A 15,172-nucleotide genomic window follows, 5' to 3' on the forward strand; every position below is an offset into this window, starting at 1 on the left:
ATTAAAGCACGAGTGTGGTCATTGGATAAGGGAAGAGAGAGCCAAAACCCTTGACAAGAAAAACAGTAAACACAAGTGCGTATAAAGGCGGCTGCCACTTACCTTTACTCCCACACATAAGAACACCGACCCAGACGAAAATGAAAGTAGCAACGTCGAAGCCGACAGTGGTTAATGCAAAACAGAAAGCGGCAAATCCTGCAAGAAGCAGAATGTCGCTCCATATAGAGGATTTATTGGTACTGCTGGATGAAGACTCGGGCGCTGGCTTCAACAGGAGGCTAGCGACAATGCCTATGGATAGAAGACCCACGATTAACGCACTGGGAGCTACTACCACCAGATTATTCATCGTTGTGGAAGCCTGGGTAGCGCTCCAGGTAATAAAGCCCGTTATAGCCAATACGAGGCCTAACAAAAAGGCATGCGTTGCAGAAATCTTTCCTGTCACCATTTTATAGTGCCTCCACATTGAAATAATAATGGGACCAAGCGTAAGTTGGTCCCGTAACGATCAAGCGCAACGTGCTAGTGCTAATGCGCCAGCATTGAAATCACTTATTCTTCTGATGTGTACTGCTTCAAGATTTCAAAGTTGGACTCGATGATCTCAGTCGTACGTTCAGGCCCCAGCCACTCGGCACCGATATCCTGAGCTTCTAACCGACTAACGAACGCCTCATCTTCAAGCGCATTTTGATAGGCATCGACCATTTGTTGAAATGCTTCGGGGTTATTCTCTTTAAAGGCAGCATGCGCGGCAAGGCCTCGCATTGACCCTGCAAGCACCGGGACCGGCTCGTGTCCGCTCTCTTCAAGCGCTGCGTTCAACGTTGGTGCATCCCAGTCTTCCGATGAGGCATCCGCCGCCAGGGCAAGAGGACGAATATATTCCTGAATTGATAGCGTGCCGTCTGCCGCCAATACGGTCATGTCTACTTGCCCGCCAGCCACCGCCGTACGTGCAGCACCGCCAGACTGATAGGTGACAATGTTGACGTCTGTTTTATCGAGCCCAAAGGCCTCCAGAGCCAGTTCAAGGTTGATGGCACCGGTTGAGCCGGGCACGACAGAAACTCTAAGTTTTCCTGGGTTTTCCTTGGCTGCAGCCATGAAGTCCGCTAGCGTTTCGTAAGGCGTGTCAGCATTAACGGCGAAAAGATCGTAATCGTTCCACTGCCCGTTGATGAATGCGAAGTCTGATAATTCATACGTGGCATCAAAGCCAAGAATCGCATTAGAGATGTAAGGGTGGATCGAAGAGGCAAGGAAATAACTGCCATCAGCAGGCATGTTATGGAAGTAAGTATGGCCGACGTGACCACCGCCACCATTCTGATTAACGACTGAAATCGGCGTGCCTAGATCCTCCTGGAGCCGTTGAGCCAGCGCGCGAGCAGTGCGGTCAGCGGAGCCGCCAGGGCCAAGCGCAACAACGAACGTGATTTTCTGAGTTGGCCAGCTTTCCTGAGCAGCGGCCGTGAGGGGGGTAATCGAAGCCGCCAAGGAGAAACCCAAAATGGCATTAGCGATGACTTTTTTCTTATCGAGCATGGTGGTCACTCCGCTTTTATTTTGAAGATTGTAAGACAATAATTTGTTCGTAAATATAGAAGTACATATAGTAGTTTGTGTCAATCCTCGGATATGTAAGTAAAAGGTCTAATTTTCCACCTATTTCAGGAAAATATTGAACGTTGTATAAAGTGTGTCGCTTTCGGAGGATAAATATCTTGTCTACAATAAAAGAAGAGACACACGGATTGGCTGCTGAACGAGTGGCGAGTGGCTTGTACGATGAAATACTAAAAGGGCAGCTTCAGGCTGGTGCTCGTCTCGGGGAAGTCGCGTTGGCTGAGCGCTTTTGTGTCAGCCGAGGGCCGATACGTATGGCGCTCAAAAGCCTTAGCGAGTGTGGGCTCGTTACTATCGTGCCGAACAGTGGGGCGCATGTGCGTGAAATGCGCTACGAAGATGCACGGGCTATTTACCAGGTCAGAGCTGCTCTTGAAGCTGAGGCTGCCATGTTGGCGGCTCGTTGCGCGAACGCATCCACCGCCAATGAGTATCTTGCGCTGCTGCAGTTGCATGCCAGCCAAGTGACATCTCATCCTGAAGGAGCCTATCTTCAGGAGTCCGAGGAGTATGATTTTCATTTAATTACCGCACGGATGTCCGGTAATCCGCTCATTGAGCGTTATTTAACCCACGAGCTTCGTCCACAGCTAACTCTGTTAAGGAACAAGCATCGGCATGTTACGGGGCGTGGAAAAATCGCACTTTATGAGCATGAGCGCATAGCATCAGCTATCTCGGAAGGTGATGTGGAGGTGGCGGGGTTGTTGATGCGACGGCATATACAAAGCAGCTGGGAAGCGCTTGAAGAGCAGTTGCCCAAGCGAGATGCCCTTAATTAAACAGTCATTAAGGGATAAGTACACCGTTCAGACAAGGCTATGACCGGCTTTTGGCTGAACTAGAGGGGAAGTGTATGAAGACGGTAATTCTTGATGATTGGGAGGGGTGTCTAAAAGAGCACCCTGCCGTATCCCGCTTGCGCGAATTCTCAGAGGTGGCGGTCTATGGGGATATGCCGACCTTTGAAACCCTGGTGAGCCGGCTTCAAGGGGCCGATGCGATTATTCCTCTCAGGGAGCGCACCTCGATTGGCAGAGACCTTATCGCGTCCTTGCCTGATCTAAAGCTAATCGCCCAAACTGGTACAGGCCTTGCGCATATGGATAAAGGCGCAGTGGCCGAAGCGGGGGTTTCGGTTGCAACAACGCCAGGTGGGTCTACCGCGGCGGTGACCGAGATGACCTTTGCGTTTTTGCTTAACCTCACCAAGCGGATCGTTGAGGTGGACCGTCGGATGTCCGCAGGAGAGTGGCCTGTGATCGTTACCAGTAACTTGAGCGGTAAAACCATTGGCCTGATTGGCCTGGGCAAGATTGGTTGTTCAGTGGCGAGAATGGCACAGGCCTTTGGTATGCGCGTTATTGCATGGGGCCCCAGGCTGACTCGAGAGCGAGCCGTTCAGGCGGGAGTGGAGTACGTCTCATTGGAAGACCTGCTTACCCAATCGGATGCTGTTAGTATCCATGTAAGGCTTGTGCCTGAAACTGAGAGTTTACTGACGACGGAACATTTTGAACTCATGAAGCCTAATGCGGTTCTGGTTAACACATCACGTGGGCCCATTATTGACGAGGCTGCGCTCCTTGATGCTTTGCAGCGTAAGAAAATTGGTGGGGCGGGGCTTGATGTTTTCTGCGAAGAGCCGCTGCCGCAACATAATGCCTTTGCAGCATTGGATAATGTCATGACAACGCCGCATATGGCGTGGAAGACTGAAGAAACCTTTTCGCGTTTTCTGAATGGGTCGGTTGATAATGTCCATGCATTTTTTGTAAAGGGAGAGCCGCAAAATATCGTAAGCATTTCCAGTGACAAGAAAAAACAGGAGTAGTGACTGCCCTTTGAGAGTCTCATCGCTAATTTTGGGACGCCTGATGTACCGCTGGGTTGCTTGCGTCCGCCCTGTAAGCCGCCCATGAGGTTTGCCGGGAGCTGAGCTTTAGTGTCAGTAAGGGTATCCGATGTCGAGAGTGAGTGTCACGCACTCGGCATAACGGCTTGGTTGGCTGTGGAATGGTGCTCCGGGGAAGGGGTTTAAGAAAGAAAGTATCTGCTTTAGAAAAATGGTAAGCAAACGGAAAAGAGCCAGGTCAGTAAATAACTGATCTGGCTCTTTAAATATTGGTAGCGGGGACCGGATTTGAACCGATGACCTTCGGGTTATGAGCCCGACGAGCTACCAGACTGCTCCACCCCGCATCAACGTGAGGCGTATTCTACGGGTTTTTTTAGATAAGTCAACCCTCGCTAGAAAACTACTCACATAAGACTGATATTCATACTGCTGCAATATACAAAGAGTAAAGCTATGCTTTCAAAAGCCATAACAAAAAGCTTACTGTCAGTAGGTCGTCTGATAGGTAAAGCGACGTGCTGTTAGTGATACAAGCGCTTAGCGCTTATTCGAAATGGTTTGCGACACCATAACAGTGCTTACAGTCCAAGCCATTTGTCATATCAGGGAGGTAGTCAATGGCCAATCAAGCCCCCGTCGCCTGGGTAACTGGTGGAACTGGTGGAATCGGTACGGCAATTTGCCATTCGTTGGCGGATGCGGGTTATTGGGTGGTAGCGGGGTATAACAATCCCGAAAAAGCCAAAACCTGGCTGGAAACCCAGCAAGCTGCCGGTTATGAAAATATTACAACGTTAGGGGTTGATCTATCTGACCATAATGCATGTCTGGAAGCCGCGCGTGAGATCCACGAAAAATACGGCCCTATCAGCGTGTTGGTTAACTGTGCCGGCATTACCCGCGATGGCACAATGAAGAAGATGGCCTACGATCAGTGGTACCAGGTCATCGATACCAATCTTAACAGCGTCTTTAACACCTGCCGCAGCGTGATCGAGATGATGCTCGAAAACGGCCATGGTCGAATCATCAATATCTCGTCTATTAATGGTCGTAAAGGTCAGTTTGGTCAGGTTAACTACGCAGCCGCTAAGGCGGGCATGCACGGCTTAACCATGTCGCTGGCGCAGGAAACCGCGACCAAAGGCATCACGGTAAACACCATATCGCCGGGCTATATTGCGACCGATATGATTATGCAAATTCCAGAAACGGTACGCGAAGCCATTCGCGAAACGATCCCGGTAAAACGCTATGGTAAGCCTGAGGAAATTGGCCGGTTAGTGTCCTTCCTGGCCGATAAAGAGTCTGGATTTATCACTGGCGCCAATATCGATATCAACGGTGGCCAGTTTATGGGGTAGGCCATCACGCCTATGGATTTACTGGATAAATGCTTTCTCATAAGGAGAGCATGAAAACGGGAGGCCAATGGCCTCCCGTTGCGCTGTTGCTGAAACACGTCGCTGAATTCTACTTCACGCTAGGGTGGGAGAACCCTCGCCAAGTCACTGAGTAAGTTATCTAGCTCCTTTACTTCGCGCTCCCACTGCTCTGCGGATATCGGCCCAAGCGCAAGTAGTGCTGCGAGCACATCGATAATTTCTTCTGGGCGGCTGCGCTCTTGCCGAATCCCTTCATTTAAACGCTCTACCTGGATCGCCAGGCGCAACGGTTCATCGGTCTGGCGTACGCTGCCGCTGGTTAATAAGGCAAGGTGTACCCGCAGGCGGGAAACCGAGTCCGCCAGCGCCGCTTTATCTTCTGCCGATAACGGTAGGGGTGTTGTATGGCGCTGACGATTGCGGGTGTGGTGTGCCTCGATAAATGCAGCGGGGAGCGGCGTGCTGATCACCTCAGTTGCGTTGACGGTTTCTGCGGCTTCCCCGGCCAGATAGCGCTGGTCGGCTGCCAGGTGCGCATTGACGAGCGGCAGGATCAGATGCCACTGCTCAACCGTGTCGGCAATTTCCAGGCGGCTTAAGCGCTCGCGTTTGGCCCGCACGATGCCACTCAAACGTCGCTGCATACCTTCGCTGCGACGGTTTCTTGGCAGCGGTTCAAGTCCGTTGACCTGGCTTAGGAAGTCTTCCAGCACGCTCGCTTCCCGGGCAGTAGTGGGTTGCCAGCTATCCATTTGGTCAATCAGCACCTGCATCGCATCAAGTTGCTGTTGCTGGCGGGCGGCCTGCTCGTTTTTATGTGCATCACGTTGAGCAAATAGCTGATCGCACTCATGCCGAAAAGCTTTCCAAAGCGACTGCTCTGCACCTTTAGGGGCTCTCCCTAACTGGCGCCAGCGTTGCTGTAGCTGCTTGGTTTGGGAAATGCGCTGAGCCAAGGGTTGCTGCTCATCGCTGCGCAAAGCCTTCACTTCTTCAATCAAAGCGTGTTTTTGTGAGGCGATTTGCTCTGCTCGCTGATCGATCAGCGTCTGAAGCTGATGACGAATTTTACCAAACCGCTGGCCTACCGCTTCAGAGCGCTCGCGGGGGACCGGTGAATAGTGACGCCATTGATGACGTGCTTTATCGCGAATTTCACGCAGCACGTCAGGGTCGGCATTCTCGGCCGGTTGAGCAAGCAGGGTTTCAAGCTGTTCGCATAGCTGTTCCCGGGCGCTTAGATTCGCTTCACGCTCCTGGCTAAGCTGATCACGCCACGGACCGAGCCGTTCATGAATACGCTCCGACGCCGCGCGAAAGCGTGTTGACTGTTCGCGGTTGGCCGCTGCATCGCCCAGTGATTTCCACTCTTTTACCAGCTGGCGGTGGTGGCGGTCCAGCGCGGCTTCAGCCATATGCTGGTCATTAGCCAGTGCATCAATACTGGCGCATAGCTGCTCACGCTTTGGCCCAGCAACAAAACCGCGCCAATCGCGTAGTTCGGCCAGGCGCGCACCCAGTTGTTTCAGTCGTGCTTTCAGCGGCTTGGCATCGGCTGTTTTCAAACCTTCAATTTGCGGCTTTAAGCGCTGATGAAGCTGGCTGGCGCTTTTAAAGGCTCCCCGCTCCAGCAGGTGCTCAAAGCTATCAAGCTCCGCTTCAAGCGTGCTTAGCGAGACGGAGGCCTGATGGCTGTCGTCAATTTCTTTTGACTCAGTGGCAAGCGTTGCCTGGGCGCGCTGTATGAGTGCCGGTGGCGTAAGCGTTTCAGGCCAGGCGCACGCTTTTAACAAGCGCTTCATGGCGCTGTAGTCGTTATCCGTCAGGGCCTGCTCAAGCGTGACGCTGATATCCTGCCAGCGGTGCCAGGCGTCCAGGCACTGCTCGTACTGAACGATCGCCTGGGTGTAGCGCTGCCGGGCCAGCTCGCTAGGAGTATGCAAATCAGAAAGCGCTTGCCAGCGCTGGCTAAACAGTTGCCGCTGGGCGCGCAGGCTGTCGATATCCTGCTCGGTGATTTCCGTTGCGTGGTGTAAGCCTTCAAGCGTCTCCTCCAGCCCATCCAGAAGCTGGTTGCGGGTCCGTTCCGCTTCGTCTCGGCGGGCAAGGCTTTGCTGGCGGGCCTGCTCTTGGGTTTCATGATCATGCAAGGTTCTACGACAGCCCAGCATAGCGTGATGAAAACGCTGCTCCTGCTCGGCGCTAGGTGGGTGCGCAAGGCCCTTCCATTCGCGCTCCAAATGGCGCAGTCGGCCACCGTAAAGCGGCTCCCACGGGACACGCGCCTGCTGCTCAAGCTGCTGAAGTAGCTGTTCACGCTGCTGTTGCTGTTGGGCAAGCCACTCTGCATCGGTGCGCTTCTGGCCGAGCTTTTCACGGGCAAGACGCACGACGTGACGGTCACGGCGAGCCTCTTTGAGCAGGCGCTTTAAGCTCTCTTCGTCTTCTATGCGCTCGGCCGCGCGATGGCGCACGGTGGCTACGCCGTTGTGACACGCCTGGGTAATAAGATCGTTATCATCGGTGAGCCGGGCAAGCGCCGTTAGGCGGAGATTAAGATTATCTCCTTGAAGAGCAATCGCATTCAGCAGTCGCGATTCATCTAACTGCTCTACAAGTGCTTGGCGCTGATGAAGGTCGGTATTACCTTCAAGACCACCGAGCCGCTGGCACATGGCATTAAACCATGCCTCTTGCTGGCGGTGATCGGAGTAAGCATCGAACAGGCCTTGTATGTCATCCAGCGCTAATAGAGCCGCCAGGCGGATGTCGCTTTCGCTATCGTGAGCGAGTGCTTGCAGCGCTTCACGCTGCTCTGCCTGGCTCGGGTCCAGGCGTGCGAGGGCCTGTCGACGTACCTCGGGGTCGGGGTGTTGCCACCGAGGAGCGAACAGGCGTCTTAACAGTCCGTACATGGATCATCCTGCGTAGAGGTGCGTGACATAAAAAAATCAGCCATTGTTGAACAGGCGGTTGCAGTCACCGGCGCTGTCGCTTAGCTTTGCCTTACCAGGGTGTAATAGAAATTGATTCTTCACACCGAAAGGCGCCAAATTGCGCTACCTTTATCTTACCTGAACATGACATGGAGTTCGGCTATGAGCCTCAACGCCGATAGTGCCAACGTGGCGTTTACCTTTAAAGGCGGCATGCTGCCGATGACCGTCATGGAGCTAAGTAGCGCCGATCCTGAGCATATCCGGCGGCAGCTGGCCGGTAAACTATCTCAATCTCCGGCATTCTTTCAGCATACACCGGTTGTGCTTAGCGTGGAAAAGCTTGATGAACCCCACTTAGCCCTGGAGCGGATATGCGCCGTTTGTCGGGACCACAAGCTTTTGCCGGTAGCCGTACGCGGTGGCTCAGAGCCGGTGCGTCAATCAGCCTGGGCATTGGGTCTTGGCTGGTTCGCGCCCGTAGAAGAGGGGCGGGCTAGATCGCTTGAGAGCGTTAGCCGAACGCCAGAAATGGCGCCTGTCGCTTCCAGCACGCAGCCTGATGTTGAAAATCTGGAAGCGCCTAGCGCTGCCACGCGCCTGTTTCGCGGTACCGTTCGCTCAGGCCAGCAAGTTAGTGCATCAGACGGGGATTTAGTCGTCATTGGCGCGGTCAATGCGGGCGCTGAGGTATTGGCTGCGGGGAGCATTCATGTTTACGGTGCTTTGCGCGGGCGAGCTTTGGCAGGTATACACGGCAATACTCAGGCGGGTATTTACTGTCGTGAACTTGAAGCCGAGCTGATTTCTGTCGCAGGAAACTATAAACGTCTTGAAGATATTGATTCACAGCTTTTAGGCTGTGCTGCAGAAGTTCATTTTATAAAAGAGCAACTTGAAATTAAGCCGCTAAGTTAATGGCGTAAGCGCGGGGTGTATCCATGCTTAATGCTTAGCGACGCTGCCTTGCCTATCCGTTACAGTATGGCATCCTACATAACATTGACGTTTCCGTTATTCGTTCTGCGTCATGCGCTCGCGATGAACGACTTCAAGAAGGAAGTTAATCTTGGCTAAAATTATTGTTGTGACCTCAGGTAAAGGGGGGGTCGGTAAAACTACCAGCGCTGCGGCAATCTCTACGGGGCTTGCGCTGCGCGGTAAAAAAACCGTAGTTATCGATTTTGATGTGGGGCTGCGTAACCTTGACCTGATCATGGGCTGCGAGCGCCGGGTGGTATATGACCTGGTGAATGTTATCCAGGGGGAAGCAGGCCTCAATCAGGCGCTGATCCGTGATAAGCGCGTTGAGAATTTATATATTTTGCCCGCCTCACAAACCCGCGATAAAGATGCGCTGACCCAGGAAGGGGTGGCGGAAATACTGGACAAGCTCAAAGAAGAGTTCGATTTTATTATCTGTGATTCACCTGCCGGTATTGAGCGTGGTGCGCAGCTTGCCATGTATTTTGCCGACGAAGCGATTGTAGTAACCAATCCTGAAGTCTCCTCGGTGCGTGACTCTGACCGTATCTTGGGACTTTTAGCATCAAAAACCCGGCGTGCTGAGCAAGGCGGCGATCCGATTAAAGAGCATTTGCTCGTTACCCGCTACAACCCCGAGCGCGTGACTACGGGCGATATGCTTACCCTTGAAGATATTCGTGAAATTTTAGCGGTTCATCTGTTGGGCCTTATTCCTGAGTCTGAAGCTGTGCTTCGTGCCTCTAACCAAGGTGTGCCGGTCACTCATGATGCATCAAGCGATGCAGGCCAGGCGTATAGCGATACGGTGTCGCGTCTGCTGGGTGAAGAGATTCCGTTACGTTTTCATGAAGTGCAGCGTAAGAGCCTGCTCAGCCGCATGTTTGGAGGTAACCGTCGATGAAACTACTGGAGTTCTTGAAGCGCGAGCGCAAGAAATCCGCCTCGGTGGCCAAAGAACGGTTACAAATCATCGTGGCGCATCAGCGCAGCCAACGTGGTCAACCTGACTACATGCCGTTGCTTGAGCGCGAACTATTAGAAGTTATCCGTCGCTATGTGCATGTAGACGATAACGCTATCCAGATTTCTTTGGATAGCGAAGATAACTGCTCGGTGCTTGAGCTGAACGTAACGTTGCCTAAAAGCTAAGAGCAATCCTGTCGAGAAGAGTCAGCGCCGTGATAGGGGCGAAGGGCGAGATAGGTTTGGTGAGATAGGTTTGGCGAAATAGGTTAGCGGCGAGATAGGCAAAGGGTGTGCTAGGCTTGGTGTTTTGCCCTGCGGAGTGCTTGTTCATGGCGCCATCCAATGCCGCCCCTGCCAGTTTTTTGTGGCATGACTATGAAACGTTCGGGGCCGATCCACGCCGAGATCGGCCTGCCCAATTTGCTGCGCTGCGTACCGACGCGGACTTAAACGAGATTGGCGAGCCGGTCGAGCTTTACTGTAAGCCGGCAGACGACTATCTGCCGCACCCTGCCGCCTGCCTGATTACCGGTATTACTCCGCAAAAAGCCCAGCGCCACGGCTTGCCTGAAGCGCAGTTCGCCAGTGAAGTGCAGCGCCATATGAGCGAGCCAGGCACCTGTGTCGCGGGCTATAACAGCCTGCGCTTTGATGACGAAGTCTCCCGCCATCTGTTCTATCGTAACCTGATCGATCCTTACGCTCGCGAGTGGCAAAACGGCAATTCCCGCTGGGACTTGATTGATGTCGTGCGGGCGTTTTACGCACTGCGCCCGGACGGCATCGAGTGGCCCCTGCGCGAAGATGGCGCGCCAAGCTTTAAGCTTGAGCACTTGACCAAAGCCAATGGTATTGACCACGAAGGCGCCCACGACGCGGTAGCCGACGTGCGGGCCACTATTGCCCTGGCTCGACTGCTCAAGGAGCGTAATCCCAAGCTGTTTGATTACCTGCTTGGCCTGCGTGGCAAGCGCGCGGTTGCCCAACAGCTAGACCTGCCTAACGCCAAGCCGCTTCTGCATATCTCACGCCGCTACCCGGCCAGCCGTGGTTGCAGTGCCCTGGTGATGCCGCTGGCTGAACATCCCACCAACCCCAATGGGATGATCGTTTACGATTTAAGCGTTGACCCTGGTGATCTTCTAACGCTCAGCGCTGAAGAGATCCGCGAGCGCGTTTTTGTCAGCCAGCAGGATCTGTCGGAAGGCGAGGCGCGTATTCCGCTGAAAGTCATCCATATCAATCGCTGCCCGGTTATCTTTCCGGCCAGCGTGCTTAAAGATATTGATGGGCCGCAAAAGGGGTCTTACGGCGCGATTGTTGAGCGCCTGGGCTTGGATATTGTTACCTGTCGCCAGCACTGGAAAACCCTACGCAGCGCCCAGGGCGTGGCGCAGAAAGTCGCCGATGTATTTAAAGCAGGTTTTGATGAGCCGGTTCAAGACCCTGATTTAATGCTTTATTCAGGCAGCTTCTTTTCCGCCGCTGACCGTCAGCAGATGGAGCGGGTGCGCGAAATGGATCCCTGGGACTTAGTCGGGCAGCGGTTTGCCTTTCAGGACCCGCGCCTGGAAGAAATGCTGTTCCGCTATCGGGCGCGTAGCTACCCCGATACGTTGGAAGGTGAGGAGCGCGAGCAGTGGGAAGCGTTTCGCTGGATGCGTATCAACGATCCGGCCATTTCAGGATTTACGCTTAAAGCGTTTGCCCGGGAAATTGAGCGCTATAACCAGCAAACGCTCAGCGACCGTGAGCGGCAGGTGCTGGAGGAGCTGGTAATGTTCGTCGAGGCGATGATGCCCGCCCAGGCCTTTGATGCCTGAGCGGGTCATGTGGCTTACGGCTGGCTTTGTTTGCTAAACGGCGTTAACGCTTCACGATAGGGTGTCACGTCGCTGGGTGTATCGCCTGGGTTGAAGCGTACATCCAGCTGGTGGGTAAGCAGCTCAGGCCATGCGGCCTGTATATCGGCTGGGCTTACCTCAAGTGCCAGATTGGCCAGCTCCTCGCGGCGATCAAAGCGGATTTCATCCAGCGCGGTGGCCTGCCAGTATCGGCTGGCCATACCGCTCAGGCTGGTATCGCGCTGTTTGAGCCGGTCATGAACCGCCTGACGGTAAGGGGCGAGTGTCTCATCGTCTAGCTGCTCAAGCTGTTGGCTGGCGTCATCCAAAAACGTATCCATATGCTCAGCCACGGTTTCGCTGTCCACATCGGGCGATTGAACGAGCAGCGCAATACCAGGCGCTTCAAGCAGCGGCGAATAACCGGCATTGACGATATAGCCTAGCTGCTCCTCGGTACGCAGCTTCTGATAAAACGGCGTTTCCAGCCATTGCGCAATCACGCTGGTGACTGCCTGCTCCTTGGCGGTTTGGTTGCGGGCCTGTAAATAGCGCAACACCAACGACTCTTCACGCGTGCTGTGGGGGCGAAGCACGCTGGGCGTCTCGCTGACAGCCTGTGGCGTTAGCTTAGGAATATCGTCACGGGTTAAGCGCGGGCGTAGCTTGTTACGCATTATGTCGGCCTGCTCGCGGGCCAGGTCTGCATCCAGGTTGCCGACCGCCATGGCGTCAGCATAAAGCCCGCCTAAAAAGCGCTTGCGGAAGTTTTCCAGATGGCTGCGTTCCAGGCGCTGACTGGCAGCAAGAAGCTCGGTAGTCGACCATTGAGGGGCTAGCAGCGCCTCACCTAGCGTGCGGCTGGCCTGGCCTGGAAGTGATGACTGCGGCGCATTGCGCCATTCCCGCTGCAGCTGATAGCGTACGCGCTCAAAGGTGCTGTCGCTGATTTCGGCCATTTTAAGCTGATCAATGGCTTGCTCAATGAGCGGCGTCTGGCCATCACGCCAGCCTGAGAACGAAAGCGTCATGCCGCGCGCATGCGGATAGGCGCTAAACGCTTGGCCCGCCAGCCACGCCGGATACAGTGACTCATTGAGGCTGTCGTTTAACCACCCGGCCAGCAGTTGAGTCAGCACCACTTCTTCAGGTGAGTAGCTGGCGTCCGGGTATTGCAGGCTCAGGCGCCACTCAACGCTTGGCGTATTGAACCGGGCATCCTGCATATGCCACGCGTGAAACGAGGGTGTATCGATTAGTATGCTGGGGCGCTCATCCTGACCTTCCAGGAGCGTCAGGTCGCTGGCAATAAACGGATTCGGCTCAGGGAGTGTCAGTTCACCCAGTACCTGGCCTGCCTGGGAAGGCTGCTGCTCCCGCCACTGGGTATTGAACCAAGGCGACGCGGTGTCACTTTCAATGTCCGGTGCGGAATAAAAGCGCAGCATGTTGTCAGGCGTTAACGCATCTAGATACACCTCTTGGCGTTCAGCGTCCGGCGCATCCATTCGGTAGGCGGCGTACTGTACATCTTCCACCGGATGGCGGGACAGGCTCATTGAAAGACGAGTGGCTTCCTGCTGCGGCGCACCGTGCTGCTGAAAACGAAAGGCCTGCTCGCGAAGGTCGCGTTGCTCGGCGTAGCGCCAGTCGGCGAGCCCCTTGGTACGGATCTTCTCAATGGCGGCAAACAGCGTGGTTTGAATATCATCCAGCCGCTCAGCCCCTGCAGGCGTTAAGCTGATGGATACGGTAAATAAAGCATTCTCGCCATCGCCTCGGCCAACGCCTGCCGACAGTCCATCGGCCAAGCCTGCATCGCGCAGTACGGCTAAAAGACTGCCGTCGCCCTCATCACCTAACAGGTGTGAAATCACCTGGGTGGGTTTGGTGCGATACTCATCGGTGGGATCGGGGATCGGAAAGTAAAAACGCAGCTGGCGACGGTCCTGCAGCGATTGACGCTCGATATAGCGCGGCAGAGTGGACGCATCTACCAGTGGCGCATCAATCGCCGGAACGCTGAGGTCATTGTCGGGGATATCGGCAAAGCGTTCTGCCACCCAGTCTTCGAGAGTATCCAGCGGCTGTGGGGCAACCACGGCCAGGTTCATAACGTTGGCATCGTAATGCTGATGGTAAAAGTCCATCACCCGCTCGCGCAGCGTCGCCTCGCCTTCAGGCGGGTTGGCGAGGGTTTCGCGGCTGCCTACGGCAAAGCTGGTGGTGGCGTTGTCAGGATTCAATAGCTGATTGAGCACGTCGTTTTCACGGCGTGACTCATCGCGAATACGCGCCATGTATTCCGAGTGAACAATATTGCGCTCGCTCGCCAGGTGATCGGCATTAAACAGCGGCGATAAGAAAAACTCGCTAAACCGGTCAAGTGCTTCCGGCAGGGCTGACGGCTCGATATCAAAAAAGTAGTTGGTGTCCTGCTGGGCGGTAAAAGCGTTGTGAGAGCCCGCATGGTCTGAAATAAACCGCTGATAGGCATCTGAAGCGGGGTAGGGCTCAGTGCCCAAGAACAGCATATGCTCAAGAAAGTGAGCAAGCCCCATTAGGTCGTCCGGATCCTGAGCGCTGCCCACTCGAACGTTCATTGAGGCCGCGGCCTTGTCGGCTTCCGGGTCGCTTACCAGCAAAACGTTTAAGCCATTCTCAAGGGTCAATACGCGATAGTCGCGGCTATCGAAAGGGCTGGTGGTGGGTGTTACCACTTCGTCGACCGGATGATCGCTTGCCGCCAGTAAGTGGGGGGAGAACCATAAAGCGCCTAGCATCACAATCAAGCTAATACGCGGATAGGGCACGCGTTCGGGGACTATACTCATCGGCTGTAACATTATGGCTCCTGTGCGGTGGCCCACTGCAGCATTGGCCCTATGGGGTGGGCGCAGACCGCAGATTGATAGGCAGGATTATTAACATGCTTTGATACCGGAAAAGCGCCCAACAGTTCCAAAGGCGCGGGCATTAATAATTCTTTGACGGTGTCGAGAAGGCTGTCTGGGTCAAGCCATGTGTCTAGAGCATGAGGCGGAATAACCACCGGCAGACGGTCGCTCAATGGTGCAAGACACGCATTGGCGGGCACGCTAATCAGCGCGGTTGAGTCGGTAAACGCGCTAAGCGTTGTATGATAACGACACCATAATGCCCCCAGCAGCAGGGGCGCACGGGTTACGTGAGTGACCAAATAGGGCTGTTTGCTTCGCGGCAGCGCTTTCCAGATATAAAAACCGCTTACCGGAATAACGCAGCGCCTGGCCTGAAAAGCCTCATAAAACATGGCCTTTGAGCTAAGGGTCTCGGCCCTGGCGCAGTGGGGAGCGTGATCCAGCACCGTCAGCCACGGCGGCGTAAGCCCCCAGAACAGCGACTCAAGCTGATACTCACCTTGCGCTAAACGAATAGCCGAAACCGGCTGGCGCGGCGCCAGATTGGGCGATTCCACAAGCGCTGAGTGCGCCTTAAGCGAGGGCAAAAGACGCGTAAGCGCTAAGTTTTGCACGTGTAGGCGTCCCGTCATGCCTTTCTCCTTAAGCCAAATCGACGCAA

General features: G+C 54.5%; 12 protein-coding genes and 1 tRNA gene. 7 read left to right on the forward strand and 6 right to left on the reverse strand.

The features are described from left to right. Nucleotide 1: 1 nt before the first annotated feature. Nucleotides 2-454 carry a tripartite tricarboxylate transporter TctB family protein gene (locus INT33_RS02355; RefSeq protein WP_226940037.1) on the reverse strand — a complete coding sequence of 151 codons (453 nt, stop codon included), beginning with the start codon at nt 452-454 and terminating at the stop codon, nt 2-4. A 104-nt stretch (nt 455-558) separates the two neighbouring features. Then, nucleotides 559-1,554, reverse strand: coding sequence for a Bug family tripartite tricarboxylate transporter substrate binding protein (locus INT33_RS02360; RefSeq protein ID WP_193090984.1), 996 nt, complete (start codon nt 1,552-1,554; stop codon nt 559-561). Nucleotides 1,555-1,733: 179 nt separating this feature from the next. On the opposite strand from INT33_RS02360, the gene INT33_RS02365 reads away from it, so the two are divergent. Next, nucleotides 1,734-2,417, forward strand: coding sequence for a GntR family transcriptional regulator (locus tag INT33_RS02365; RefSeq protein WP_193090985.1), 684 nt, complete (start codon nt 1,734-1,736; stop codon nt 2,415-2,417). A gap of 74 nt (nt 2,418-2,491) precedes the next feature. Then, nucleotides 2,492-3,469 (forward strand): D-2-hydroxyacid dehydrogenase family protein, encoded by a 978-nt coding sequence (locus INT33_RS02370; protein WP_193090986.1) that lies wholly within the window; start codon nt 2,492-2,494, stop codon nt 3,467-3,469. A gap of 291 nt (nt 3,470-3,760) precedes the next feature. Here INT33_RS02370 and INT33_RS02375 read toward each other — a convergent pair. Next, nucleotides 3,761-3,837: transfer RNA gene (locus INT33_RS02375), tRNA-Met, on the reverse strand. A 273-nt stretch (nt 3,838-4,110) separates the two neighbouring features. Here INT33_RS02375 and phbB point away from each other — a divergent pair. Further along, entirely contained in the window at nt 4,111-4,857 is a 747-nt protein-coding gene (phbB, locus tag INT33_RS02380; RefSeq protein WP_192538739.1) for an acetoacetyl-CoA reductase, read from the forward strand. Nucleotides 4,858-4,976: 119 nt separating this feature from the next. Here phbB and INT33_RS02385 read toward each other — a convergent pair whose 3' ends face one another. After that, nucleotides 4,977-7,793 carry a DUF349 domain-containing protein gene (locus tag INT33_RS02385; RefSeq protein WP_193090987.1) on the reverse strand — a complete coding sequence of 939 codons (2,817 nt, stop codon included), beginning with the start codon at nt 7,791-7,793 and terminating at the stop codon, nt 4,977-4,979. 183 nt (nt 7,794-7,976) lie between these two features. On the opposite strand from INT33_RS02385, the gene minC reads away from it, so the two are divergent. From minC to sbcB, 4 genes are all read left to right on the forward strand, one after another. Continuing rightward, the gene (minC, locus tag INT33_RS02390) at nt 7,977-8,732 is read left to right on the forward strand and encodes a septum site-determining protein MinC (protein WP_192538737.1); all 756 of its coding nucleotides are present in this window, start codon (nt 7,977-7,979) and stop codon (nt 8,730-8,732) included. Between the two features lie 151 nt (nt 8,733-8,883). Then, nucleotides 8,884-9,702 (forward strand): septum site-determining protein MinD, encoded by an 819-nt coding sequence (gene minD / locus INT33_RS02395; RefSeq protein WP_192538736.1) that lies wholly within the window; start codon nt 8,884-8,886, stop codon nt 9,700-9,702. After that, entirely contained in the window at nt 9,699-9,950 is a 252-nt protein-coding gene (gene minE / locus INT33_RS02400; protein ID WP_018918334.1) for a cell division topological specificity factor MinE, read from the forward strand. The genes minD and minE overlap by 4 nt, the downstream gene beginning before the upstream one ends. A gap of 146 nt (nt 9,951-10,096) precedes the next feature. Further along, nucleotides 10,097-11,590, forward strand: coding sequence for an exodeoxyribonuclease I (gene sbcB / locus INT33_RS02405; protein WP_193090988.1), 1,494 nt, complete (start codon nt 10,097-10,099; stop codon nt 11,588-11,590). Between the two features lie 14 nt (nt 11,591-11,604). Here the strand turns inward: sbcB and INT33_RS02410 are convergent, their stop codons facing one another. After that, nucleotides 11,605-14,457 carry an insulinase family protein gene (locus INT33_RS02410; RefSeq protein ID WP_193090989.1) on the reverse strand — a complete coding sequence of 951 codons (2,853 nt, stop codon included), beginning with the start codon at nt 14,455-14,457 and terminating at the stop codon, nt 11,605-11,607. Then, nucleotides 14,457-15,143, reverse strand: coding sequence for an SOS response-associated peptidase (locus tag INT33_RS02415; RefSeq protein WP_192538733.1), 687 nt, complete (start codon nt 15,141-15,143; stop codon nt 14,457-14,459). The genes INT33_RS02410 and INT33_RS02415 overlap by 1 nt, the downstream gene beginning before the upstream one ends. Between the last annotated feature and the right edge of the window lie 29 nt (nt 15,144-15,172).

This window comes from Halomonas colorata (genome assembly GCF_014897985.1).
Lineage (GTDB): Bacteria > Pseudomonadota > Gammaproteobacteria > Pseudomonadales > Halomonadaceae > Vreelandella > Vreelandella colorata.